Origin of the sequence: Streptomyces silvisoli (assembly GCF_029269905.1) — a bacterium.
Classification (GTDB): Bacteria; Actinomycetota; Actinomycetes; order Streptomycetales; family Streptomycetaceae; genus Streptantibioticus_A; species Streptantibioticus_A silvisoli_A.
Window position 1 is genome coordinate 25,595 of record NZ_JARJBC010000038.1, and the last position, 22,131, is coordinate 47,725.

The 22,131-nt window shown below is 70.7% G+C and carries 21 protein-coding genes, 2 pseudogenes and 1 riboswitch; of the genes and pseudogenes, 9 read left to right on the forward strand and 14 right to left on the reverse strand.

Annotation, left to right across the window (positions count from 1 at the left end; genetic code table 11):
• Positions 1–181 precede the first annotated feature (181 nt).
• Positions 182–2,161, forward strand: coding sequence for a putative Ig domain-containing protein (locus tag P3G67_RS34350; RefSeq protein ID WP_276097007.1), 1,980 nt, complete (start codon positions 182–184; stop codon positions 2,159–2,161).
• 112 nt (positions 2,162–2,273) lie between these two features.
• On the opposite strand, the gene P3G67_RS34355 is transcribed toward P3G67_RS34350, so the two are convergent.
• The gene (locus P3G67_RS34355; RefSeq protein ID WP_276097008.1) at positions 2,274–3,182 is read right to left on the reverse strand and encodes a DUF4190 domain-containing protein; all 909 of its coding nucleotides are present in this window, start codon (positions 3,180–3,182) and stop codon (positions 2,274–2,276) included.
• A 111-nt stretch (positions 3,183–3,293) separates the two neighbouring features.
• Here P3G67_RS34355 and P3G67_RS34360 point away from each other — a divergent pair, with 111 nt between their 5' ends.
• Positions 3,294–4,349 carry an adenosine deaminase gene (locus P3G67_RS34360; RefSeq protein ID WP_276097009.1) on the forward strand — a complete coding sequence of 352 codons (1,056 nt, stop codon included), beginning with the start codon at positions 3,294–3,296 and terminating at the stop codon, positions 4,347–4,349.
• A 46-nt stretch (positions 4,350–4,395) separates the two neighbouring features.
• On the forward strand, positions 4,396–4,599 hold the full coding sequence (locus tag P3G67_RS34365; RefSeq protein WP_276097010.1) for a MerR family DNA-binding protein: 204 nt from the start codon (positions 4,396–4,398) through the stop codon (positions 4,597–4,599).
• Between the two features lie 57 nt (positions 4,600–4,656).
• Here the strand turns inward: P3G67_RS34365 and P3G67_RS34370 are convergent, their stop codons facing one another.
• Positions 4,657–6,090 carry a gamma-aminobutyraldehyde dehydrogenase gene (locus P3G67_RS34370; RefSeq protein ID WP_276097011.1) on the reverse strand — a complete coding sequence of 478 codons (1,434 nt, stop codon included), beginning with the start codon at positions 6,088–6,090 and terminating at the stop codon, positions 4,657–4,659.
• Between the two features lie 177 nt (positions 6,091–6,267).
• Between P3G67_RS34370 and P3G67_RS34375 the strand changes: the two genes are divergently transcribed.
• The 4 genes from P3G67_RS34375 to P3G67_RS34390 all read left to right on the forward strand — a co-directional run bounded on the left by P3G67_RS34375 (position 6,268) and on the right by P3G67_RS34390 (position 10,083).
• Positions 6,268–6,771: an Lrp/AsnC family transcriptional regulator gene (locus P3G67_RS34375; protein WP_269859515.1), complete on the forward strand. Its 504-nt coding sequence runs from the start codon at positions 6,268–6,270 to the stop codon at positions 6,769–6,771.
• A gap of 2 nt (positions 6,772–6,773) precedes the next feature.
• Complete coding sequence (locus P3G67_RS34380) at positions 6,774–8,135, forward strand: aspartate aminotransferase family protein (RefSeq protein WP_276097012.1); 1,362 nt, start codon at positions 6,774–6,776, stop codon at positions 8,133–8,135.
• Positions 8,136–8,293: 158 nt separating this feature from the next.
• Positions 8,294–9,028, forward strand: coding sequence for an ABC transporter ATP-binding protein (locus P3G67_RS34385; protein ID WP_276097013.1), 735 nt, complete (start codon positions 8,294–8,296; stop codon positions 9,026–9,028).
• The gene (locus P3G67_RS34390; RefSeq protein ID WP_391858411.1) at positions 9,028–10,083 is read left to right on the forward strand and encodes a hypothetical protein; all 1,056 of its coding nucleotides are present in this window, start codon (positions 9,028–9,030) and stop codon (positions 10,081–10,083) included. Before P3G67_RS34385 ends, P3G67_RS34390 begins: the two co-directional genes overlap by 1 nt.
• A 223-nt stretch (positions 10,084–10,306) precedes the next feature.
• On the opposite strand, the gene P3G67_RS34395 is transcribed toward P3G67_RS34390, so the two are convergent.
• The 6 genes and pseudogenes from P3G67_RS34395 to P3G67_RS35915 form a co-directional block, all read right to left on the reverse strand.
• Positions 10,307–11,065: an energy-coupling factor transporter transmembrane component T family protein gene (locus tag P3G67_RS34395; protein ID WP_276097015.1), complete on the reverse strand. Its 759-nt coding sequence runs from the start codon at positions 11,063–11,065 to the stop codon at positions 10,307–10,309.
• The gene (locus tag P3G67_RS34400; protein ID WP_276097016.1) at positions 11,062–12,465 is read right to left on the reverse strand and encodes an ABC transporter ATP-binding protein; all 1,404 of its coding nucleotides are present in this window, start codon (positions 12,463–12,465) and stop codon (positions 11,062–11,064) included. Before P3G67_RS34400 ends, P3G67_RS34395 begins: the two co-directional genes overlap by 4 nt.
• Before the next feature lie 6 nt (positions 12,466–12,471).
• A complete protein-coding gene (locus P3G67_RS34405; RefSeq protein WP_276097017.1) occupies positions 12,472–13,068 on the reverse strand; it encodes an ECF transporter S component in 597 nt (198 codons plus the stop codon).
• A riboswitch (TPP riboswitch) is annotated at positions 13,059–13,167 on the reverse strand. It overlaps the preceding gene by 10 nt.
• 44 nt (positions 13,168–13,211) lie before the next feature.
• Positions 13,212–14,318, reverse strand: a complete 1,107-nt coding sequence (gene rlmN, locus P3G67_RS34410) for a 23S rRNA (adenine(2503)-C(2))-methyltransferase RlmN (protein ID WP_269859521.1) — start codon at positions 14,316–14,318, stop codon at positions 13,212–13,214.
• 257 nt (positions 14,319–14,575) lie between these two features.
• Entirely contained in the window at positions 14,576–14,785 is a 210-nt protein-coding gene (locus P3G67_RS34415) for a hypothetical protein (RefSeq protein ID WP_276097022.1), read from the reverse strand.
• A 237-nt stretch (positions 14,786–15,022) separates the two neighbouring features.
• Positions 15,023–15,298, reverse strand: a pseudogene (locus P3G67_RS35915) (HAD hydrolase-like protein); the annotation flags it as partial.
• A 136-nt stretch (positions 15,299–15,434) separates the two neighbouring features.
• Here P3G67_RS35915 and P3G67_RS34430 point away from each other — a divergent pair.
• A pseudogene (locus P3G67_RS34430) lies at positions 15,435–15,569 on the forward strand (site-specific integrase); the annotation flags it as partial.
• Here P3G67_RS34430 and P3G67_RS34435 read toward each other — a convergent pair.
• The 6 genes from P3G67_RS34435 to rpsB form a co-directional block, all read right to left on the reverse strand.
• Positions 15,563–16,108: a hypothetical protein gene (locus P3G67_RS34435; RefSeq protein WP_276097019.1), complete on the reverse strand. Its 546-nt coding sequence runs from the start codon at positions 16,106–16,108 to the stop codon at positions 15,563–15,565. The pseudogene P3G67_RS34430 and the gene P3G67_RS34435 overlap by 7 nt on opposite strands.
• 101 nt (positions 16,109–16,209) lie before the next feature.
• Positions 16,210–17,295, reverse strand: coding sequence for a phosphatidate cytidylyltransferase (locus P3G67_RS34440; RefSeq protein ID WP_276097020.1), 1,086 nt, complete (start codon positions 17,293–17,295; stop codon positions 16,210–16,212).
• The gene (gene frr / locus P3G67_RS34445; RefSeq protein WP_269859062.1) at positions 17,295–17,852 is read right to left on the reverse strand and encodes a ribosome recycling factor; all 558 of its coding nucleotides are present in this window, start codon (positions 17,850–17,852) and stop codon (positions 17,295–17,297) included. Before frr ends, P3G67_RS34440 begins: the two co-directional genes overlap by 1 nt.
• A gap of 153 nt (positions 17,853–18,005) precedes the next feature.
• Entirely contained in the window at positions 18,006–18,794 is a 789-nt protein-coding gene (pyrH, locus tag P3G67_RS34450) for a UMP kinase (RefSeq protein WP_269859000.1), read from the reverse strand.
• Between the two features lie 155 nt (positions 18,795–18,949).
• Positions 18,950–19,786 (reverse strand): translation elongation factor Ts, encoded by an 837-nt coding sequence (gene tsf / locus P3G67_RS34455; RefSeq protein WP_269859001.1) that lies wholly within the window; start codon positions 19,784–19,786, stop codon positions 18,950–18,952.
• A 150-nt stretch (positions 19,787–19,936) separates the two neighbouring features.
• Positions 19,937–20,812, reverse strand: coding sequence for a 30S ribosomal protein S2 (gene rpsB, locus P3G67_RS34460; RefSeq protein WP_276097021.1), 876 nt, complete (start codon positions 20,810–20,812; stop codon positions 19,937–19,939).
• A gap of 391 nt (positions 20,813–21,203) precedes the next feature.
• Here rpsB and P3G67_RS34465 point away from each other — a divergent pair, with 391 nt between their 5' ends.
• The gene (locus tag P3G67_RS34465) at positions 21,204–22,085 is read left to right on the forward strand and encodes a murein hydrolase activator EnvC family protein (RefSeq protein WP_313881879.1); all 882 of its coding nucleotides are present in this window, start codon (positions 21,204–21,206) and stop codon (positions 22,083–22,085) included.
• Positions 22,086–22,131 lie beyond the last annotated feature (46 nt).

Consider the following 22,131-nt stretch of genomic DNA (forward strand, 5'->3'; position numbering starts at 1 on the left):
TCGCAGCCACCACTCAGTGTGGTGACAAACGGGGAGGCAGAGGGCTTTCGGCCCCTCCATCTCCTCGGACCGCACTTTTCCGCACGGCACCCGCACTCTCCATCGGTCACGGCCCCGCCGTTGATCACTTGTCATGCGCAGACCACCCTGTCCTGCGCATCCCCCACTGGAGGGCATGTCCATGCGCTCGAAGCGACACTCCGGCAGACGCATGGCGAGAACCGCCGCCACGGCGCTGCTGTCCACAGCGGCACTGGTGAGCGCCGGTCTTCTCGCCGCCACCCCGTCGTCCGCCACCGCGTCCCAGACCACCACGCACACCCGGAACCTGTGCAACCAGCACACCCAGCCCGGCCAGGAGGCCTGCCTCGCCGAGGTGCGCACCGACGTGATGCAGCACCTGCACCTGTCCCCCAACGCCACCCCGTCCGGCTACGGCCCCAGCGACCTGCAGAGCGCCTACAACCTGCCGTCGGCCTCGGCCGGTTCGGGCCAGACGGTGGCCATCGTGGACGCGCAGGACGACCCCAACGCCGAGTCCGACCTGGCCACCTACCGTTCGCAGTACGGCCTGCCGGCCTGCACCACGGCCAACGGCTGCTTCAAGAAGATCGACCAGAACGGCGGCACCAACTACCCGACCGCGGACAGCGGTTGGGCGGGGGAGATCTCCCTCGACGTGGACATGGTCAGCGCGATCTGCCCGCAGTGCCACATCCTGCTGGTCGAGGCGAACAGCGCCAACATGTCGGACCTGGGGGCCGCGGTGAACCAGGCCGTCGCCCAGGGCGCCAAGTACGTCTCCAACAGCTACGGCGGCTCCGAGGACTCCACCGACACCAGCTCGGACAGCCAGTACTTCGACCACCCGGGCGTCGCCATCACCGTCAGCGCCGGTGACAGCGGCTACGGCGCGGAGTACCCGGCCGCCTCGCGGTACGTGACCTCCGTCGGCGGCACCTCGCTGACCCGCGACTCCAGCGCCCGCGGCTGGTCGGAGTCGGTGTGGAACACCAGCAGCACCGAGGGCACCGGCTCCGGCTGCTCGGCGTACGACACCAAGCCGTCCTGGCAGACCGACAGCGGCTGCTCCAACCGGACCATCTCCGACGTCTCGGCGGTCGCCGACCCGGCCACCGGTGTCGCCGTCTACCAGACCTACGGCGGCTCCGGCTGGAACGTCTACGGCGGAACCAGCGCCTCCTCGCCGATCATCGCCTCGGTCTACGCCCTGGCCGGCACACCGGCGGCGGGCAGCTACCCCGCGTCCTACCCGTACGCGCACACCTCGGCGCTCAACGACGTCACCAGCGGCAGCAACGGCAGCTGCTCCCCGTCGTACCTGTGCACCGCGGGCCCCGGCTACGACGGCCCGACCGGCTGGGGCACCCCGAACGGCACCGCCGCGTTCACCAACGGCTCCAGCACCGGCAACACCGTGACGGTGACCAACCCGGGCAACCAGTCGACCGCCGTGGGCACCTCGGTGTCGCTGCAGATCAAGGCGAGCGACTCGGCCAGCGGACAGACGCTCGGCTACAGCGCCACCGGCCTGCCCGCCGGACTGTCCATCAACTCCTCGACCGGCCTGATCACCGGTACCCCGACGACCGCAGGCACCTCCAACGTGACGGTGACCGCCAAGGACTCCACCGGTGCCTCCGGCTCGGCCTCCTTCACCTGGACGGTCGGCGGCTCCGGCGGCGGCTGCAACGCGCAGCAGCTCATCGGCAACCCGGGCTTCGAGACCGGCACCGCCGCGCCCTGGTCGGCGACCCCGTACGTGATCAACAACGACCCGACCGAGCCGCCGCACTCCGGCAGCTGGGACGCCTGGCTCGACGGTTACGGCTCCAGCCACACCGACACGCTGTCCCAGTCGGTGACCATCCCGGCCGGATGCCACGCCACCCTCAGCTTCTGGCTGCACATCGACACCGACAAGACCTCGTCGACCGCCTCCGACAAGCTGACGGTCCAGGCCGGCTCCACCACCCTGGCCACCTACTCCAACCTGAACGCCAACTCGGGTTACGCGCAGAAGTCGTTCGACGTCTCCTCCCTCGCGGGGAAGACGGTCACGCTGAAGTTCACCGGGGCCGAGGGCTCCGGAGCGCAGACGTCCTTCGTCATCGACGACACGGCGCTCAACATCAGCTGACGCCGTAGGCCACCGGCACAGAGGCGGGTCCGGGCTTTCGCCCGGACCCGCCGTACGTTTCGCTTCTCCTTCGGGGGCAAGCCCCCTGCCTTCCGTGGGCGGTTGCCCCCGACTACCTCAACCGCAGTTCCCAGTAAGCGTCTTCGTGGTTGGTTGTCGGTTCGAAGTCGAACTGCAGGGGGGTCAGCCCCGGCGGGACGTCGAAGGCGAAGACGACCTTGGAGACCTGGCCGGGGCGCAGTACGTCGGGGAAGTCCTCGGCCAACTCGCCGGTGGAGGTCGAGATCAGCTGGAGGTCGGTCTGGTCGCCCCCGGCGGTGCCGTAGTAGGTGTAGTCGCCGAGGCGCAGGTCCGCGTCGCCGGTGTTGCGCACGGTCACGGTGAAGCGGTACGCGGTGTCCCCCGCGGTGTAGCCGTCGGCGCCCGCGGGCGGGGTGAAGCGCTGCGGGGTGGTGGCGGTGACCTGCGTTCCGTCGTCGAACCTGGCGGTGCCGTCGGCGCCCAGCGGCTTGTCGTAGGTCCCGCGGGCCGAGGTCAGCGCCACGTCCGCGGCGCCGAAGAGCCCGTTGTACGAGGTGGCGACCAGCGCGATCACCGCGATCGACACGGCGATGGCGGCGGCGCCGAGGATCGTCCCGCTCAGCGCCTGTCCGCCGTTGGTCGCCTCACCGCGGCGCGCCCGGCGACGGCCGATGAGGCCGAACACCACCGCCAGCACGCCGAGCGGCAGTCCGAGCACCACGCCGAAGCAGGTGACGGCGGCGACGGTGCCGACTATGCCCAGCACCAGGGCCGCCGTGCCGAGCGCGTTGCGCGGCGCGGGGTGCAGCCAGGCGGCGTACGGGTAGCCGGGGTAGCCGGGTGGGCAGGCCGCCTGGTACGGGTCGTACGGCCCGTTGGGGGGCGGTGGCGGACAGGCGTCCCGGGGGGTGTCCTGCGGGGAGGGGGGCACGGCGTCCTGCGGCGGTGCCCACGGGTCACGGCGTTCGATTCGTGACCGATCGTGTTGCTCGTCGGACATCGCAACCTTTCCTCTAGGTACGTCCCGCAATGTTATGGCCTACGGCCGACGGGCCGCCCGGTACGCACGTCTACGATGGGCCGGTCCGCGCAACCGCAGGAGGGGACCCGTATGACCGCCAGTTCCGCACCGACCGCACCCGCCGGGCTCGACGTCTTCATCGCCGGACTGCCCAAGGCGGAACTGCACGTCCACCATGTCGGTTCGGCCTCGCCGCGGATCGTCGCGGAACTCGCCGCACGGCACGCCGACTCGAAGGTACCCGCGGATCTCGACGCGCTCACGGAGTACTTCACCTTCCGCGACTTCGCCCACTTCATCGACGTCTATCTGTCCGTGGTGGACCTGATCCGCGACGCGGCCGACGTACGTCTGCTGACGTACGAGGTCGCCCGCGACATGGCGCGGCAGAACATCCGCTACGCGGAGCTGACCATCACCCCCTACAGCTCGGTGCGCCGCGGGATCGCGGCGGAGGCCTTCATGGAGGCCATAGAGGACGCCCGGGTGGCGGCCGAGCGGGAGTTCGGCACCGTGCTGCGCTGGTGCTTCGACATCCCCGGTGAGGCGGGCCTGCAGTCGGCGGAGGTGACCACGGAGCTGGCGCTGAAGCACGGTCCCGACGGCCTGGTCTCGTTCGGTCTCGGCGGTCCCGAAATCGGCGTTCCCCGCCCGCAGTTCAAGCCGTACTTCGACCGCGCCCGGGCCGCGGGCCTGCACAGCGTGCCGCACGCGGGCGAGACCACCGGACCGCAGACCATCTGGAGCGCGCTGCGCGACCTGGGCGCCGAGCGCATCGGCCACGGCACCAGCGCGGTCCAGGACCCCGCGCTGCTCGAGCACCTGGCCGAGCACCGTATCCCGCTGGAGGTCTGCCCCACCTCCAACATCGCCACCCGCGCGGTGGCCACTTTGGACGAACACCCGATCCGCGCGATGTCCGACGCCGGTGTGCTGATCACCGTCAACAGCGACGACCCCCCGATGTTCGGCACCGACCTGAACACCGAATACGCCGTCGCGGCGCGGCTGCTGGGGCTGGACGCGGCGGGGGTGGCCGCGCTGGCGAAGAACGCGGTCGAGGCGTCGTTCATGGACGGCGTGTCGAAGGCCAGGCTGAACGCCGAGATCGACACCTACACCGAGGCGTTGGCGGCCGGCGCTTGACCTTGACGCGCGGGTCAGGGGCCAACGTCGGTGCACCGTACGGCGGTTGACCGTCGAGGACGTCCGCGCGTGCGCGCACCGGCTGGACCTGGTCGAGGGCGACACCCTGCCGCCGTGCGGTGCCGTCCCCGGGGCCGCCCCCGGCGTGGCGGCGCGCCGACTCGCCGCCCTGGACGCGCAGATCGACCGGCTGACCCGGCTGCGGGAGCGCCTTGCGGCCCGGCTGGAGGGCGGGAGCGCGGCCGCGTAGGAGGATGCGCGGGCCCCGGGTCACTGGTGTGAGCCGGGGCCCGGCGCTGCCGCGGCGTCAGTCCAGCGACGTCATCACGTGCTTGATGCGGGTGTAGTCCTCGAAGCCGTAGGCCGAAAGGTCCTTGCCGTAGCCGGACTTCTTGAAGCCGCCGTGCGGCATCTCCGCGACCAGCGGGATGTGGGTGTTGATCCACACGCAGCCGAAGTCGAGCTTCTTGGACATCCGCATGGCGCGGCCGTGGTCCCTGGTCCACACCGAGGAGGCGAGCGCGTACTCCACGCCGTTGGCGTAGGCGACGGCCTGGTCCTCGTCGGTGAAGGACTGGACGGTGATGACCGGGCCGAAGACCTCCTTCTGGATGATCTCGTCGTCCTGCTTCAGTCCGGAGACGACGGTCGGGGCGAAGAAGTAGCCCTTCTCGCCGACCCGGTGGCCGCCGGTCTGGACCTTGGCGTGCGCGGGCAGCCGCTCGATGAAACCGGTGACCTGCTGCAGCTGGTTGGCGTTGTTGAGCGGGCCGAACAGCACGTCCTCGTCGTCGGGCTGGCCGGTCTTGGTGTCGGCGGCGGCCTTGGTGAGCGCGGCCACGAACTCGTCGTGGATGGACTCGTGTACCAGCACCCGGGTCGCGGCGGTACAGTCCTGGCCCGCGTTGAAGAAACCCGCCACCGAGATGTCCTCGACGGCCTTGGGGATGTCGACGTCCTCGAACACCACGACCGGGGCCTTGCCGCCGAGTTCGAGGTGGACGCGCTTGAGGTCCTTGGACGCGCTCTCGGCGACCTGCATGCCCGCGCGCACCGAGCCGGTGATCGAGGCCATCGCGGGCACGTCGTGCTCGACCATCAGCCGGCCGGTTTCGCGGTCGCCGCAGATGACGTTGAAGACGCCCTTGGGCAGGATGTCCCCGATGATCTCGGCGAGCAGCACGGTCGAGGCGGGCGTGGTGTCCGACGGCTTGAGCACCACGGTGTTGCCCGCGGCGATGGCCGGGGCGAACTTCCACACCGCCATCATCATCGGGTAGTTCCACGGCGCGACCTGCGCGCACACCCCGACCGGCTCCCGGCGGATGATGGAGGTCAGGCCCTCCATGTACTCGCCGGCCGAGCGGCCCTCCAGCATCCGGGCGGCGCCCGCGAAGAAGCGGATCTGGTCGACCATCGGCGGGATCTCCTCGCTGCGGGTCAGACCGATCGGCTTGCCGGTGTTCTCGCTCTCGGCGGCGATCAGTTCCTCGGCCCGCGCCTCGACGGCGTCCGCGATCTTCAGCAGCGCCTTCTGCCGCTCGGCCGGAATCGTGTCGCGCCAGGCCGGGAAGGCGGCCGCGGCCGCGGCCATCGCCGCGTCCACGTCGGCCGCGCCGGACAGCGGGGCGGTGGCGTACACCTCGCCGGTGGCCGGGTTGACGATGTCCGTGGTGCGACCGTCGGCGGCATCCCGGAACTGCCCGTCGATGTAGTTGCGCAGGGTGCGCGGCTCGCTCACTGCCTTCTCCCGTCCTTCGTGCGGTGTGCTGTGTCCGATGGGTGAGACATCACTCACCCTAGCCGCTGAACGAGCGGATTCGACATACCTACCCCCCTCGAACAATGGAATCAGTAATTTCTCATTCGCATCTCAACGGATTTCATCGCCAGGGGCTTGCGTGACGGACGAGTCCTCATGCACAGTGGCTGCGTGGCCACACGTACACCCGACCCGAAGGACCGCAACGGCGCTCCGGTGATCGACTCCGTTTCCAAGGCGATCATCGAGCAGCTGCAGGAGGACGGACGCCGCCCGTACGCCGCGATCGGCAAGGCGGTCGGCCTGTCCGAGGCAGCCGTCCGGCAGCGGGTCCAAAAGCTCCTCGACCAGGGCGTGATGCAGATCGTCGCGGTCACCGACCCGCTCACCGTGGGATTCCGGCGACAGGCGATGGTCGGCATCAACGTCGAAGGCGACCTGGAACCGGTCGCCGACGCACTGGCCGGGATGGGAGAGGTCGAGTACGTCGTGATGACGGCGGGCTCGTTCGATCTGCTGATCGAGATCGTCTGCGAGGACGATGACCATCTCCTGGAGATGATCAACAAGCGGATCCGCGCGCTGCCCGGCGTGCGGTCCACCGAGAGCTTCGTCTACCTCAAGCTCCGGAAGCAGACCTACACCTGGGGAACCAGATAGCCATGAGCTCGGACCTGTCAAAGTCTGCGTACGACCACCTGTGGATGCACTTCACGCGCATGTCGTCGTACGAGAACACCCCCGTACCGACCATCGTGCGCGGCGAGGGCACGTACGTCTACGACAGCAACGGCAAGAAGTACCTCGACGGCCTCGCCGGCCTGTTCGTCGTGCAGGCCGGCCACGGCCGCCGGGAGCTGGCCGAGGTCGCCGCGAAGCAGGCCTCGGAGCTGGCCTTCTTCCCGATCTGGTCGTACGCCCACCCAAAGGCGATCGAGCTGGCCGAGCGGCTGGCGCACCACGCGCCCGGCGACCTGAACAAGGTCTTCTTCACCACCGGCGGTGGTGAAGCGGTCGAGACCGCCTGGAAGTTGGCGAAGCAGTACCACAAGCTGAAGGGCAACCACACCAAGTACAAGGTGATCTCCCGCGCGGTCGCCTACCACGGCACCCCGCAGGGCGCGCTGTCCATCACCGGACTGCCCGCGCTCAAGGCGCCGTTCGAACCACTGGTGCCCGGCGCGCACAAGGTCCCCAACACCAACATCTACCGCGCCCCGATCCACGGCGACGACCCGGAGGCGTTCGGCCGCTGGGCCGCCGACCAGATCGAGCAGCAGATCCTGTTCGAGGGCCCGGAGACCGTCGCCGCGGTCTTCCTTGAGCCGGTGCAGAACGCGGGCGGCTGCTTCCCGCCGCCGCCCGGATACTTCCAGCGGGTCCGCGAGATCTGCGACCAGTACGACGTGCTGCTCGTCTCCGACGAGGTCATCTGCGCCTTCGGCCGCCTCGGCACGATGTTCGCGTGCGACAAGTTCGACTACGTGCCGGACATCATCACCTGCGCCAAGGGCATGACGTCCGGCTACTCGCCGATCGGCGCCGCGATCGTCTCGGACCGCGTCGCCGAGCCGTTCTACAAGCAGGACAACACCTTCCTGCACGGCTACACCTTCGGCGGGCACCCGGTCTCCGCGGCGGTGGCGCTGGCCAACCTCGACATCTTCGAGCGCGAGGGCCTCAACCAGCACGTCCTGGACAACGAGTCGGCGTTCCTGAAGACCCTGCAGAAGCTGCACGACCTGCCGATCGTCGGCGACGTGCGCGGCAACGGGTTCTTCTACGGCATCGAACTGGTCAAGGACAAGGCCACCAAGGAGACCTTCACCGGTGAGGAGTGCGAGCGCCTGCTGTACGGCTTCGTCTCCAAGAAGCTGTTCGAGAACGGCCTGTACTGCCGGGCCGACGACCGCGGCGACCCGGTGGTGCAGCTCGCCCCGCCGCTGATCTCCGACCAGTCCACCTTCGACGAGATCGAGCAGATCCTGCGCTCGGTGCTCAGCGAGGCGTGGACCAGGCTGTGACCCGGCCCGCGCGGCCGGCCTGATCCGGGCCGTCCGCTGCTCCACCGGGACCGCCGGTCGTGACCGATCCCCTTCGCACTCGTTCAACGGTGCGAAGGGGATTCGTGCTTTCCCGGACCGGACTGTCCCGGCAACGACGAGCAGCGGAGGTGCGCGGCATGGTGGCCCCGCCGGACAACGACGTGCTGTGGGGGCGCGGCCTGCGCCATTCCCATCAGGGTTCGCCCGCCCTGCTCGGGGTCTCCGTCGGGGTGCGCGACGGAGAGATCCTGGGCATCGTCGGCCCGCGCGGCGCGGGCAAGACCACCTTGCTGAAGTGCCTGTCGGGGCAACTGGTGGCGGACGAGGGCGAGGTGTGGTTCAACAGCGCGCCGGTGCACACCCTGCCCGGCGCCGCCCGCGAGCGGCTGCGCCGGGAGTGCTTCGGGTGGGTGGGCAGCAGCCCGCAGCTGGTTCCGGAGCTGACCGCGTGGGAGAACGCGGCGCTGCCGCTGCTGCTGTCCGGCGCCACGCACCGCGCCGCCCGGAACTCCGCGCAGGAGTGGCTGGACCGGCTGGATGTCGGCGAGTGCGCGCGACGACGGCCCGGTGACCTGCTGCAGGCGCAGCGGCAGCGGGTGGCGGTCGCCCGGGCGCTGGTGTCCCTGCCGGAGGTGATCTTCGCGGACGAGCCGACGGCGCCGCTGCACCGCGCCGATCGGGCGCAGGTGCTGCGCACGCTGACCGCGGCGGCCCGCACCCATGGCATCACCGTGCTGCTGGCCACCCATGACCCCGAGGTCGCCGCGTTCGCCGATCGGACCGTCGCGCTGGTGGACGGCCAGCGGGCAGCGGCCCTGCCGAACGGACCCTGGCCGGAGGAGGGGGTGGCGCCGTGCTCAGCCTCCGCCTGATGCGCCGCGCGCGACCGCTGTCACTGCTGCGGCGGCTGCTGGTGGTCGCGGCGTCCGCGGGCACCGGATTCCTGCTGCTGGCCGCGGTCGGCCATGCGCTCGGTCATCCGCAGGACCCCTCCGCCGGACTGGTGCGGCTGGCCTGGTGCGTGGTGCCGCTGGCGACGGCGGTCCATCTGACGGTCGCGGTGGCCCGTACCGAGACCGGGGAGCGGGCGCATCCCGGGCTGGTCGCGGCGGGTCTCGGCCGGTCGTGGCTGCCGGTGCTGGCCGCGGTGTCCACGGGGGTGAGCTGTCTGCTGGGCAGCCTGGTCGCGCTGGGGGTGTTCCTGTGGTTCCGCGAACGCCTGGCGGGCGTGCTGCCGCTGCCGGTCGCCGGGATCGCCACGCTGCTGGTGGTGCTGCCGCTGGTGGGCGCCGCCGGGTCGTTGGTGGCGCTGCGGCGACGGCGGCGGGCGGCGACCGTCTCCGGGCTGCCGTGGGGTGTGGCGCTGACCGCGGCCGGACTGGCCGTCGAGGTCTACGCCAGCCGCTGGACCCGCCCGGCCGCCGGTACCGCGCTGCCGCTGCCCGGCGGGCTCGGGGCGATCGCGCCCGCGGTACTGGTGGGTTGGGTGCTCACCGCCTCGGGTCTGGTGCTGGCCGGGCCGGGCCTGGTGCACTTCGGCGGTCGGCTGCTGGCGGCCTTCCGGCCCGGTGCGGTACGGCTGTTGGCGGGGCGCACGCTGCAAACGCAGGCGGCGCGGGTGGGACGTCCGCTGGGGGTGCTGTGTGCGGTGGCGTCGGCGGCGCTGGCGGCGACCGTGCTGCACTCGGCGCGGCCGTTGGGGCCGCTGACCGGTCTGGGTGCGGCGCTGGTGCTGGCGTGTACGACGGCCACGGCGTGTACGGCGGCCGCCGGTTCGGCGCAGGCCTGCGAGGTTCCGGAGGAACTGGCGGCCCCGTCCCGGGTGTTGCGCCTCGCGGCGCTGCTGCGGTTGCTGGTCGTACTCGCCGTGCTGGCACCGGTCACCTGGGCGGTCGGCCAACTGGCCGCCCTTCCCTTGGCGCGGTAGCGGCTGGGGTTCACGGTCGGCGCGGCACCGCGGACTCCGCCGTCGTGGTCGCTCGCCGCCGCTGCGCGCGTCCTTGAGGGCAAGCCCGCGAAGCCCGGGTGCGGCCCGGAAGTTCGGCCATTGCGTCCGCACGACTGTGCGCCGCGGCGGCGAGCGGTTCCGACGTCGGAGCCCGGCGGTGCCGAACCGGCGATGCCCCAGGCCGGGGGCACACGGCGCGGTGTCAGCTGAAGACCGGGTGGAAGGCGCCCGCCAGTACGCTCACCGTCACCGCCCCCGCGGCCAGGGCGGTGCTGACGGCGATGAACGCGGCGTCCGCCGCGGTGAAGTGCTGGCGGCGGGCGCTGGTGCGCGGCACACCGGAGTCGAAGCCGCGGGCGTCCATCGCGGACGCCAGACGGGTGCCGCGCCGGATGGCGCCGACCAGCAGGGTGAACGTCGCCGAGGCGAACAACCTCAGCCGGGCGACCGGATTGCGCCCGGGGTCCACGCCGCGGGCCCGCCGCGCCGCGTTGATCAGCTGCCACTCCTGTCCGAGCAGCGGCACCAGCCGCCATGCGGCGAGCGTGCCGATGGCGAACCGCGCGGAGACCCGGGCGTTCTGGATGAGCGCGTCGGCGAGGTCGGTGGGGTCGGTGGTGGCGAAGACCAGTACGCCGGGCAGTGCCACCGCCACGATCCGCAGACCGAGTGCGAGGGCGTCGGTGAGGATGTGCTCGCGGTCGGCGGCGAACAGGAAGAGGGTGACGACCGCGCCGAGCACACTGACCAGCAGCGGCCAGGCGCGCCGGGCCAGTACCGGGTAGCGGATGCCGAACAGCGGTACGACGGCGAGTTCCACGGCGAGCGCGATGCCCGGCGCGACCGGGTCGAGGCTGATGACCAAGGCGAGCGCGAAGACGGCCGCGGCGGCGAGCTTGGCGACCGGGTTGCGGCGGGCCAGTGGGGCCGCCGGGTCGGCGATGGGGGCGGTGCGGTTCATGCGGCGGCCAACGGCTGTGGTTCCAGGCGCAGTTCGCGCGCGTCCAGGGCGGTGAGGAAGTCGGCGTCGTGGGTGACGGCGACGATGCCGTGGCCCTCGTCGCGCAACTGGGCGAGCAGCGCGACGAGTTCGGCCCAGGTGCGCCGGTCCTGGCCGAAGGTGGGCTCGTCCAGGATGAGCAGGCGGGGTGCGGCGGCCAGTGCGGTGGCGACCGACAGTCGGCGCTGTTCGCCGCCGGACAGGGTGTGCGGGTTGGCTTCGGCGAGGGCGTCGAGGCGTAGCCGTTGCAGGAGTTCGTCGATGCCGTCCGGTCGGGCGGCGCCGAGGGCGAGTTCGTCGCGCACCTTGGCGGTGACGAACTGGTGCTCGGGGTTCTGGAAGACCGATCCGATCCGCCGGGCCAGTGCGGGGGCCCGCCACTTGTGCGGCGGGGTGGCGGCATCGGCTCCGGCGAGTTCGCCGGTGGCGGTGATCCGGCCGCCGCTGGGGGTGAGCAGTCCGCCGAGCAGTAGGGCGAGGGTGGACTTGCCCGCGCCGTTGGGTCCGAGGACGGCGAGCGCTTCGGCGGCCCGTACCGTGACCGGGCCCAGGTCGCGCAGGACCGGGCGGTAGCTGAGGGACTCGGCGCGCAGCAGGTCATCGCCGGGCGTCACCCGCGCGGGGTGGGCGAGCACGGGGTGGTCCGGTACCCACACGCCGTCGGCGGCGAGTTGGTCGCCGTGGCGGGCGAAGACCTGCTCGGGCGGGCCGTCGGCGCGAATGCCGCCGCCCGGTTCGAGGACGATGACGCGGTCGAGCTGCCCGGCGAGTTCGGCGATGCGGTGCTCGACGATGATCTGCGTGGTGTCCTCGATTCCGGCGAGCACCTGGCGTACCAGGGCGGCTCCGGCCGGGTCGAGGTTGGCGGTGGGCTCGTCGAGCAGCAGCAGTCCGGGGCGGGTGACGAGTGCTCCGGCGAGGGCGAGCCGCTGCTGTTCGCCGCCGGACAGCGCACCGGTGGACCGGTGAGGGCCGTAGGGGAAGCCGACGCGGCGCAGCGCGGCGTCGACCAGCGCCGGGATCCGTTCCGGCGGGGTGCCGCGGTTCTCCAGGCCGAAGGCGACGTCATCGCCCGCGCGTTCCATGACCAGTTGGGACTGCGGGTCCTGGAAGACGATCCCGGTACGGGGACGGGCCTCGCGCGGGTCGAGCCCGTCGATCTCGATGCTGCCCTCGCGCTCACCGGAGTCGGGGGGAAGCAGTCCGGCGAGGGCGGCGAGCAGGGTGGACTTGCCCGCGCCGGACGGGCCGAGCAGGGCCACCCGTTCGCCGTGCCGGATCTCCAGGTCGACGCCGCGCACCGCCCATCGGCGGCGTCCGGCGTGCCGGTGGCCGAAGCCGCGCAGCCGTACCGTGCTCATCGGTCCTCAGACGGCGGCGCGTTCGCGGCCGGACGGGAACGGATCCAGGGCGCCGGTCTGGGCGAGGGACTTGGTCAGCGCCAGGCTGCCCAGTCCCGCGATGGCGGCCGAGCTGATGGTGACCAGCACGGTGTAGCCGATCTGCCAGACCAGGGAGTCGGCCCCGTAGTACAGGGCGTTGTCCATCAGTGAGGCGGCGAGCCCGGCCAGCGCCCCGCCGGTCAGCGCGGTCGGCCAGCGCCACACCCGGTATCCGGTGAACGCGAAGCCGAACTCACCGGCCATGCCCTGCAGCACCCCGTACAGCAGGGTGACCAGGCCCCAGGGGGAGCCGAAGAAGGTGGCGACGGTGGCGGCGACCACCTCGCAGAAGATGCCCGCGCCGGGCTTGCGGATGACCAGCGGCCCGAGCACCGCGGGCACCAGCCACACACCGTAGATCAGTCCGCGGGCGGGCAGCGGTATGGCGCTGGCGACCCCGTCCCACAGCGAGTTCCACGCCCAGAACACCACGCCGAAGGCGGCGCCGAGGACGGCGGTGACCACGATGTCGACGGTGCGCCACCTGGTCGAGGGCAGACTGCTTGCGTTGGCCGAAGGCATGGCCGAACTCCCTTCGCCGGCATGACCCGGATCAGGTTCGAGGGTCTGCGGCCACCCGGCCGCACTCTCAGCGCTGGACGCGCTCCCCTGTCGGAAACGAACTCAGTTGCACATTTGTGCGAAGCTACGATATCAGTGCGCCGTCAGCGCTCTGCAGCGGCAAGCTGCCCGCACGCTCCGTCGATCTCCTGGCCGCGGGTGTCCCGCACGGTCACCGGCACGCCGTGCGCCTCCAGCGCGCGGACGAAGGCCCGCTCGTCCTCGGGGCGGGACGCGGTCCACTTGGAGCCGGGGGTGGGGTTGAGCGGGATCAGGTTGACGTGCACCCGGTGGCCCTTGAGCAGTCGGCCCAGCAGATCGGCCCGCCACGCCTGGTCGTTGATGTCCTTGATCAGCGCGTACTCGATGGAGACCCGGCGGCCGGAGACCTCGGCGTAGTGCCAGGCGGCGTCGAGCACCTCGCGGACCTTCCACCGGGTGTTGACCGGCACCAGGGTGTCGCGCAGCTCGTCGTCGGGGGCGTGCAGGGAGAGCGCGAGACGGCACTTGAGGCCCTCGTCGGCGAACCGCAGCATGGCCGGGACGAGCCCGACGGTGGAGACGGTGATGCCGCGCTGCGACAGTCCCAGGCCGTCCGGCTCCGGGTCGGTCAGGCGGCGGATGGCGCCGATGACCCGGTTGTAGTTGGCCAGCGGCTCGCCCATGCCCATGAAGACGATGTTCGACAGCCGCGCCGGGCCGCCGGGGATCTCGCCGTCGCGCAGCGAGCGCATTCCGGCGACGATCTGGTGCACGATCTCGGCGGTCGACAGGTTGCGGGTCAGGCCCGCCTGACCGGTGGCGCAGAACGGGCAGTTCATCCCGCACCCGGCCTGCGAGCTGATGCACATGGTGACCCGGTCCGGGTAGCGCATCAGCACGGACTCCACCAGCGTGCCGTCGAACAGCCGCCACAGCGTCTTGCGGGTGGTGTCGTCGTCGCACGATATGTGCCGGACCACCGACATCAGGTCGGGCAGCAGATCGGCGGCGAGCCTCTCGCGGGCCGCCGCCGGGATGTCGGTCCACTGCGCCGGATCGTCCGCGTAACGCGCGAAGTAGTGCTGCGAGAGCTGCTTGGCGCGAAACGGCTTCTCGCCGAGCCCGGCGACCGCCTCCCGGCGCTCGGCGGGGCTCAGGTCGGCAAGGTGCCGCGGGGGCTTCTTGGCCCCGCGCGGCGCTACGAAGGTGAGTTCTCCGGGTGCAGGCATGATTTGTCCAGTGTCGCAGATCGTCTTTCGCGACCTGCGCCACTGCGGTTTCGTTCTGGCTGTCACCGGTGGTTGGTGGTGGTCGCCGGGCCTCCTCGGACGGCCCACAGACGGCCAGCACCGAGCGGCGGACCAGGGAGAAAGCCCGATCCGGGCGCACCAGCGTGCCCGACGGGTCGGCACAGTACCTGCGACTCTCCCGGCTACGCTCGCGCGGGAGCGCCCCGCGGCGCGTGGCCGCGGGGCGCCTTGTGGGGTTAGTCGATCTTCTCCCCGTTGTGCGTGCCGCCCTTGCAGACGTTGTGCGCCAGATCGGGCGTTCCGCCGCCCTGCGTGCACTGAGAAGGGGTGACGTAGGACGGGCCACCCCGTGCGGTGGCGGCGGTGGCGGTGGCGGCGCCCGTGAGGCCGAGTCCGGCGAGGGCTGCCGCGGCGGTGACGGCGGCGAGGCTTCGTCGCATGCGCATTTGGTTTCCCCTTTCACGGATTGCCTCGATTGGGGCACTAGACAGCTTGATCCTCACCCATGTGGGTGGCACGTCATGTTGCGCCATTCGGGTGACAGTGCTGGCGGGTGCAGGGTCGGTGCCGCGACCCGTCGGACCCAAAGCTTCGGCTACGGCACCCATGCTCGACGTGATCGCGTCAGCACCGGCGGCACGGAGCGCCTCGGGCTTGTGGGGCTTGTTGGCGAAGCCGATCGCCTTCACCCCGGCGGCATGGGCGGCTTCGACATCCGTCACAGAATCGCCGATCAGCACGCAAGCCTGGGACGGCGAAGACCTCGGCTCCATGGTCCGCGACTCGATGAAGGCCACCAGCCCGCACATCGCGATCCTCGGGCACATCACCCCGGACGAGTTCCGGGCGAAGATGCAGGACTCAGAGATGGCGGGCGGCACGTACAACCGGTTCCTGCCGATCTTCTGCCACCGCAACCTGATCCTTCCGGAATCCCGCGGCGCGGATGCGCAGCTCATCGACAACCTTGCCCACGGCTGGCGCACGGTGCTCAACGACGCCGCGAAGGTCGACCAGGTCCAACTCAGCTCGTGATGCTCGGGCGTTGTACCGCGATGAGATCTACCCGAGTTGACCGACGACGCCCACCAAGGCGCGATCGCGGCCGTCAGCGAATACCTGGGCCACACCGACCCCGCCCTGACGCTGCGGGTGTACGCGCACCTGATGCCCAACCGCCGAGAACGCGCCCGACGCGCTGTGGACGCGGTCTTGGCCGTGGCTCACTGAGCCTGCGATGTGTTCCCCTCGCTGACGGCCTCCGGCGCGCCCCCGGTCCCAGCCTCGTTGGCCCGACGGCGCGCCATTACTACCTGCGTGTAGTCGGTGGGCGGTGGCAGCGGGTCTTCTCGGAGAAAGGCTCCGAGACAGCTCAGCCCCTCGTACGGGACGCTGACAGCGCCCTGCCGACGATCCAGGTACGAGCCTTCGCCGCCCTGGAAGGTCAACGCGCTCGCCATCGCGATGTCTCCGACGCGCTCCGCCAACGCGCGGTCCGGAAGCCGAGGGAGTGCGAGGAGTATCCGCTGGTGATGTTCGTTCGCCATCAAGCGAAACGGTCTCATGACCTCTAGCGGGGCCCCCTCAGCCGGGTAGGTCCAGGCGAGTTCGTGAAGGGCGACGAACTCATGGGAGATTGCCTCGACGGTTTCCCTGGCGAGCTTTTCCCGCTGCTCCCGGCGAGCTTCAGCCCTCTGATAGCGCTGGGTTGCCAGCGTGGTGGCGATCGATCCCCCCGCGCCCACCAGCGCGCCGACGAGACCCGCCACGGCACCTACCCACACCCCTGAGTCCACGGGAGCATCCTGGCCCAGCCGCCCCTCCTCCCGCCCCTGAAATCGACGAACTGGCGCTCGCGACGACGGAGCCGTCAGCCCGCCCCGACGAAGACCACCAGAAGCAGCCAGACCACCGGGGCGGTGGGCAGCAGCGAGTCGAGCCGGTCCATGATGCCGCCGTGGCCCGGCAGCAGCGTGCCCATGTCCTTGATGCCCAGGTCCCGCTTGATCATGGACTCGCCGAGGTCGCCGAGCGTGGCGCTGGCCGCGACCGCAAGCCCCAGCAGCAGGCCCTGCCACCACTGGCCGCCGTCGATGAGGAACCGCATCGACAGCGCGCCCGCGGCCATCGCGAAGGTGACCGCGCCGACCAGGCCCTCACGGGTCTTGCCGGGGCTGATCCGGGGCGCCAGCTTGTGCCTGCCGAACCGCCAGCCGACCGCGTAGGCGCCGGTGTCGCTGACCACGGTGAGCAACAGGAAGACGAACACCCGCCACGGCCCGTCGTGCGCGGCCAGCATCATCACCACGAACGTGGCGAGGAACGGCACGTAGAACGCGGCGAACAGGCCCGCGGTGACATCCCGTAGGTAGTTCTCCGGTGGCTGGGTCATCCGCCACACCAGGACCGCCAGCGCGGTCAGCGCCATCGCCACCCAGGCGCCCTCGGCGTCGCGTACGTAACCGGCGATCACCATCGCTGTGCCGCCGACCGCCAACGGCACCAGCGGCACCCGGATGCCCTTGCGCTCGGAGAGCCGACTGGTCAGCTCCCACAGGCCCACGACCACCGCGAGCACCACCACGCCGACGAAGACCGCCTTCACCACGAACAGCGCGACGATGATGACGGCGCCGAGCCCGACGCCGACCCCTATCGCGGCGGGCAGGTTACGGCCCGCCTTCTTCTTCGTCCGGTTGGCGCGGCGCCCGCCCGGCACCGCCGAAGCACCGGACGCCCCGGCTCCGGAGTGCGGCGCCGCGGACGCGTGACGCTCCGACGGCACGGGGGACTCGTCCCGGAACTGCGGGCCGCCACTGGCGTCCGGTACTGGTGGCATGGGTCGAGTCTGCGCCGCCTCCCCGCCGTCGTAGCCAGGACCCGCCGAAAAATGCGCCTGCTCGGGGGCCCTCCAGTAACCGGCGCCCGGCGAGGACCCCCGTGAAGAGTCGTTCATCAGACCTCTAGCAGCTCTGCTTCCTTGTGCTTGAGCAGCTCGTCGACCTGCGCCACGTACTTGGCGGTGGTGTCGTCAAGCTCCTTCTCGGCACGCCGCACCTCGTCCTCGCCGGTCTCCTTGTCCTTGACGAGCTTGTCGAGGGCGTCCTTGGCCTTGCGCCGGACGCTGCGGATCGAGACCTTCGCGTCCTCGCCCTTGGTCCTGGCGACCTTGATGTAGTCCCGGCGGCGCTCCTCGGTCAGCTCCGGGAACGTCACTCGGATGATGTTGCCGTCGTTCGACGGGTTGACGCCCAGGTCGGAGTCGCGGATCGCCTGCTCGATGTTGCGCAGCGCGCTCTTGTCGAACGGAGTCACCACGGCCATCCGCGGCTCGGGCACCGAGAAGGACGCCAACTGGTTGATGGGCGTCAAGGCGCCGTAGTAGTCCGCCACGATCTTGTTGAACATCGCCGGGTGCGCACGCCCGGTGCGGATCGCGGCGAAGTCCTCCTTGGCGACCACGACGGCCTTTTCCATCTTCTCCTCGGCTTCGAGGAGGATCTCTTCGATCACCATGTGCTCCTGGTCCTCATCATGAGCAGAGTCTCGCCCCTGCGTGCGCGCGTCTTCCCTGCACGGTGTCGAACCGGCAGCGTGTTGTCCATCCCCGTACCGGACTGTTCGGTCCGTTACGGGGTTGCCGTACCCCTGGTCGTGGGGTCGTGCTCAGTCCCGGGTGCCGTGCTCGCTCACCAGCGTGCCGATCTTCTCACCCTTCACGGCACGGGCGATGTTCCCCTCAGTGAGGAGTTCGAAGACCAGGATGGGCAGCTTGTTGTCCCGGCACAGCGTGATCGCGGTGGCGTCGGCCACCTTCAGGTCACGGGCCAGGACCTCGTCGTACTCCAGGGCGTCGAACTTCACCGCGTCCGGGTTGACCTTCGGGTCGGAGTCGTAGACGCCGTCCACCCCGTTCTTGCCCATCAGGATCTCCTCGGCGTGGATCTCCAGGGCCCGCTGCGCGGCGGTGGTGTCGGTGGAGAAGTACGGCATGCCCATGCCCGCGCCGAAGATGACCACCCGGCCCTTCTCCAAGTGCCGCACGGCCCGCAGCGGAATGTACGGCTCGGCGACCTGGCCCATGGTGATGGCGGTCTGCACCCGGGTGTCGATGCCCTCCTTCTCCAGGAAGTCCTGGAGCGCCAGGCAGTTCATGACGATGCCGAGCATGCCCATGTAGTCCGAGCGCGCCCGGTCCATGCCGCGCTGCTGGAGCTCGGCGCCACGGAAGAAGTTGCCACCGCCGATCACGACGGCGATCTGCGTGCCGCCGCGAACCACCGCCGCGATCTCCCGCGCGATCTTGTGCACGACATCGGGGTCCACGCCGAGGCTGCCGCCACCGAACGCCTCGCCGGAAAGCTTCAGCAGGAACCGGCGCGGCTTGCTGCCGCTGTTGTCAGTGCCTTCGGCGTTATTGGCCGTCGAATCGCCGGTGCGGTCGTCCTGATCCATGGAGTTCTCCTCGTGCACGTACGAAGGAGGCCATTGCCGTGGGTCTCGTTGAGTTCCCATGACGGCAATGGCCTCCTCGTCACAACTGCGGCCGGCCGGCCAGCGGCCGACCGCGATCGACCCCTGCGGGGTCGCGGGTCTTACGCTTGCGCGACTCAGACGCCGACGCGGATGCGCGCGAAGCGCTTCAGCGTGACGCCGGCCTCGTCCAGCACCTTCTGCACGGACTTCTTGTTGTCCTTGGCGAAGGGCTGGTCCACCAGCACGTTCTCCTTGTAGAAGCCCGTCACCCGACCGTCGACGATCTTCGACAGGGCAGCCTCCGGCTTGCCCTCCTCACGCGCGGTGGCCTCGGCGACGCGGCGCTCGTTCTCCACGACCTCGGCCGGGACCTCCTCACGGGTGAGGAACTTCGGCGAGAACGCGGCGATGTGCTGCGCGACGTCCTTGGCGACCTCGGCGTTCGCCTTGTCCAGCTCGACCAGCACACCGACCTGCGGCGGCAGGTCGGGCATGGTGCGGTGCATGTACGCGGCGACGAAACCGTCGGTGAACTGCGCGAAGCGGTCCAGGACGATCTTCTCGCCGAGGTTGGCGTTGGCCTCGTCGACGTAAGCCTGGACGGTCTTGCCGGCCTCGATCTCGGAGGCGAGCAGCGCCTCGAGGTCGGCCGGGGAGGTCTTGGCGACGTGCGCGGCCAGCGCGTCGGCGACGGCGAGGAACTTCTCGCCCTTCGCCACGAAGTCCGTCTCGCACTTCAGCTCGAGCAGCACACCGGAGGCGTTGTCGTCGGCGATGAGCGAGACCACGGCACCGTTCTCGGCGCTACGGCTCTCGCGCTTGGCGACGCCCTTCTGGCCCTTGACGCGCAGGATCTCGACGGCCTTCTCGACGTTGCCCTCGGCCTCGTCCAGCGCCTTCTTGCAGTCCATCATGCCGGCGCCGGTGAGCTCACGGAGCTTCTTGACGTCGGCGGCGGTGTAGTTCGCCATGGTCCCTGGAATCTCTTCTCGGAAAGTCGGGGGTCTACCACCGGTGGCCCGTGCCGGTCAGCGGTTCCACCGGTGAACGGCGGGGGTCGGTCCTCGTAAGGAAGGTCCCGTCCCCCGCCGCGTTCAGCCGTGTGAGCCGGTGGCTACGGCTCAGGCCTGCTCGCCCTCGGCGGGCTTCTCGGCCTCGGCGGCCGGAGCCTTCTCCTCGGCGGCCGCGGTCTCCTCGGCGACCGGGGCCTTCTCCTCGGCGGCCTGCGCCTTCTCGCCCTCCAGCAGCTCGCGCTCCCACTCGGCCAGCGGCTCGGCCGGGGCGGCCTTGTCACCGGTGGCGGCACCGGAGCGGGCGATCAGGCCCTCGGCCACGGCGTCGGCGATCACGCGGGTGAGCAGGGTGACGGAGCGGATCGCGTCGTCGTTGCCCGGGATCTTGTAGTCGACCTCGTCCGGGTCGCAGTTGGTGTCGAGGATCGCGACGACCGGGATGCGCAGCTTGCGCGCCTCACCGACGGCGATGTGCTCCTTCTTGGTGTCCACGATCCAGACGGCGCTCGGCACCTTCTGCATGTCGCGGATACCGCCGAGGGTCTTCTCCAGCTTGTTCTTCTCGCGCTCGAGGACCAGGAGCTCCTTCTTGGTGAGGCCGGAGGCGGCCACATCCGTGAAGTCGATCTCCTCGAGCTCCTTCAGACGCTGCAGGCGCTTGTAGACCGTCGAGAAGTTGGTGAGCATGCCGCCCAGCCAGCGCTGGTTGACGTACGGCATGCCGACGCGGGTCGCCTGCTCGGCGATGGCCTCCTGGGCCTGCTTCTTCGTACCGACGAAGAGGATGGAACCGCCGTGCGCGACGGTCTCCTTGACGAACTCGTAGGCGCGGTCGATGTACGACAGCGACTGGAGAAGGTCGATGATGTAGATGCCGTTGCGCTCGGTGAAGATGAAGCGCTTCATCTTCGGGTTCCAGCGGCGGGTCTGGTGCCCGAAGTGGACGCCGCTCTCCAGCAGCTCCCGCATCGTGACGACGGCCATTGCCGTGCTCCTTGGGTACTCGGTTCCGTGGCCGCCGGGCGGCTGCCACGCCTGACGCCCCGACGCGCCATGCCGCGGGAGCCTTGCGCTGGCGCGAGTCTTCCGAGGACCGAGGGACGCGGCCACCGTGCTGCCCATGACGTTCATGACGTGGACTGACGCGACGGCGGCGGGGCGTGCGAAGTCGACCCGGGGGCCCGGGTCGCCAGGGAAAGTGTACGGGACCGGCGAGGCGCCGGGCGACACGGCGGTTTCCGGCGGATTTCGGTTTTAGGGAGGGTGCGAGGCGATTTCACCCGCATGAGTGGCCCAGTTGTCCACACTCTCCGAGTTGTCCACAGCTTCCGCCCAAGATCATCCCGCTCCAGGCGAGTGCGGCGACAGTAACGCCATGCAGACGAGAACGCAGCGGCACCAGCCGCGGAAGACGGCCGCGGGCTCCCGAGGGTTGGGGACGCGCACGGCGGGGGACGCCAGAGGGTTGGGGTGGGCCCGGGCGGCGGTCACGGCGGTGGCGGCCTTACTGCTCGCGGTGCTCCCGGCGGGCCGAGCCACCGGCGCACCCGACCCGGACGGCCAGCGAGCATGGCCGGTCACCGGCCCCGGCGGCCGAGAACCACCCAGGGTGGTACGCGGCTTCGAACCGCCACCACTCCCCTGGTCCCCCGGCCACCGAGGCGCCGACCTCGCCGCCGCCCCGGGCGCCCAGGTACGAGCCGCAGCGCCAGGCCGCATCACCTTCGCCGGCACGGTGGCGGGCCAGGGCGTGGTCACGGTCGAACTCACCGGCACCGGAACACCGCCGCTGCGCACCACCTACGAGCCCGTCCGGGCAACTCTCCCGACCGGCACGCAGGTGGCCGCCGGGCAACCCGTCGGCGTCCTGCTGTCCGGCCCCTTCCACTGCCCCGCGGGCTGTCTCCACTGGGGGCTGCTACGAGGTGACGTCTATCTGGACCCGCTGACCCTGATCCCGGCCTCCCTTCGACGGCACGGACCCTCGCGGTTGCTGCCGCTGGTCGGGGTCGAGGCAAGTGCAGGGTCGGAGCGGAGGGACGCCGGGTCGGCTGCGGTGGGGGTTGACGCAGGCGCGGGGTCGGATGGGGTGGCCGCCGGGTCGGCTGCGGTGGGGGTTGTGTTGAGCGGTGTCGCCGTGCCGGGAGCGGGGACGGGTGCGGCCGGGGGTTTGGGGGTGGCGGTGGCGGTGCTTCCACTGGTGTGGGCGGTTGCCTCGGGGCGGCGGTGGAGGCACAGCGCGGGGACGCGCGACTGAGGGACGGCGGATGCTGTCCGCCGCCCCTCGGAGGGGGGAGCTGGCT

What these genes read in the sequence shown, in the direction of transcription:
- P3G67_RS34350 (WP_276097007.1), top strand. Translation starts at nt 182, where the DNA reads ATGCGCTCGAAGCGACACTCCGGCAGACGCATGGCGAGAACCGCCGCC.
- P3G67_RS34355 (WP_276097008.1), bottom strand. Translation starts at nt 3,182, where the DNA reads ATGTCCGACGAGCAACACGATCGGTCACGAATCGAACGCCGTGACCCG.
- P3G67_RS34360 (WP_276097009.1), top strand. Translation starts at nt 3,294, where the DNA reads ATGACCGCCAGTTCCGCACCGACCGCACCCGCCGGGCTCGACGTCTTC.
- P3G67_RS34375 (WP_269859515.1), top strand. Translation starts at nt 6,268, where the DNA reads ATGCACAGTGGCTGCGTGGCCACACGTACACCCGACCCGAAGGACCGC.
- P3G67_RS34380 (WP_276097012.1), top strand. Translation starts at nt 6,774, where the DNA reads ATGAGCTCGGACCTGTCAAAGTCTGCGTACGACCACCTGTGGATGCAC.
- P3G67_RS34385 (WP_276097013.1), top strand. Translation starts at nt 8,294, where the DNA reads ATGGTGGCCCCGCCGGACAACGACGTGCTGTGGGGGCGCGGCCTGCGC.
- P3G67_RS34390 (WP_391858411.1), top strand. Translation starts at nt 9,028, where the DNA reads ATGCGCCGCGCGCGACCGCTGTCACTGCTGCGGCGGCTGCTGGTGGTC.
- P3G67_RS34395 (WP_276097015.1), bottom strand. Translation starts at nt 11,065, where the DNA reads ATGAACCGCACCGCCCCCATCGCCGACCCGGCGGCCCCACTGGCCCGC.
- P3G67_RS34400 (WP_276097016.1), bottom strand. Translation starts at nt 12,465, where the DNA reads ATGAGCACGGTACGGCTGCGCGGCTTCGGCCACCGGCACGCCGGACGC.
- P3G67_RS34405 (WP_276097017.1), bottom strand. Translation starts at nt 13,068, where the DNA reads ATGCCTTCGGCCAACGCAAGCAGTCTGCCCTCGACCAGGTGGCGCACC.
- rlmN (WP_269859521.1), bottom strand. Translation starts at nt 14,318, where the DNA reads ATGCCTGCACCCGGAGAACTCACCTTCGTAGCGCCGCGCGGGGCCAAG.
- P3G67_RS34415 (WP_276097022.1), bottom strand. Translation starts at nt 14,785, where the DNA reads ATGCGCATGCGACGAAGCCTCGCCGCCGTCACCGCCGCGGCAGCCCTC.
- P3G67_RS34440 (WP_276097020.1), bottom strand. Translation starts at nt 17,295, where the DNA reads ATGAACGACTCTTCACGGGGGTCCTCGCCGGGCGCCGGTTACTGGAGG.
- pyrH (WP_269859000.1), bottom strand. Translation starts at nt 18,794, where the DNA reads ATGGATCAGGACGACCGCACCGGCGATTCGACGGCCAATAACGCCGAA.
- tsf (WP_269859001.1), bottom strand. Translation starts at nt 19,786, where the DNA reads ATGGCGAACTACACCGCCGCCGACGTCAAGAAGCTCCGTGAGCTCACC.
- rpsB (WP_276097021.1), bottom strand. Translation starts at nt 20,812, where the DNA reads ATGGCCGTCGTCACGATGCGGGAGCTGCTGGAGAGCGGCGTCCACTTC.
- P3G67_RS34465 (WP_313881879.1), top strand. Translation starts at nt 21,204, where the DNA reads ATGCAGACGAGAACGCAGCGGCACCAGCCGCGGAAGACGGCCGCGGGC.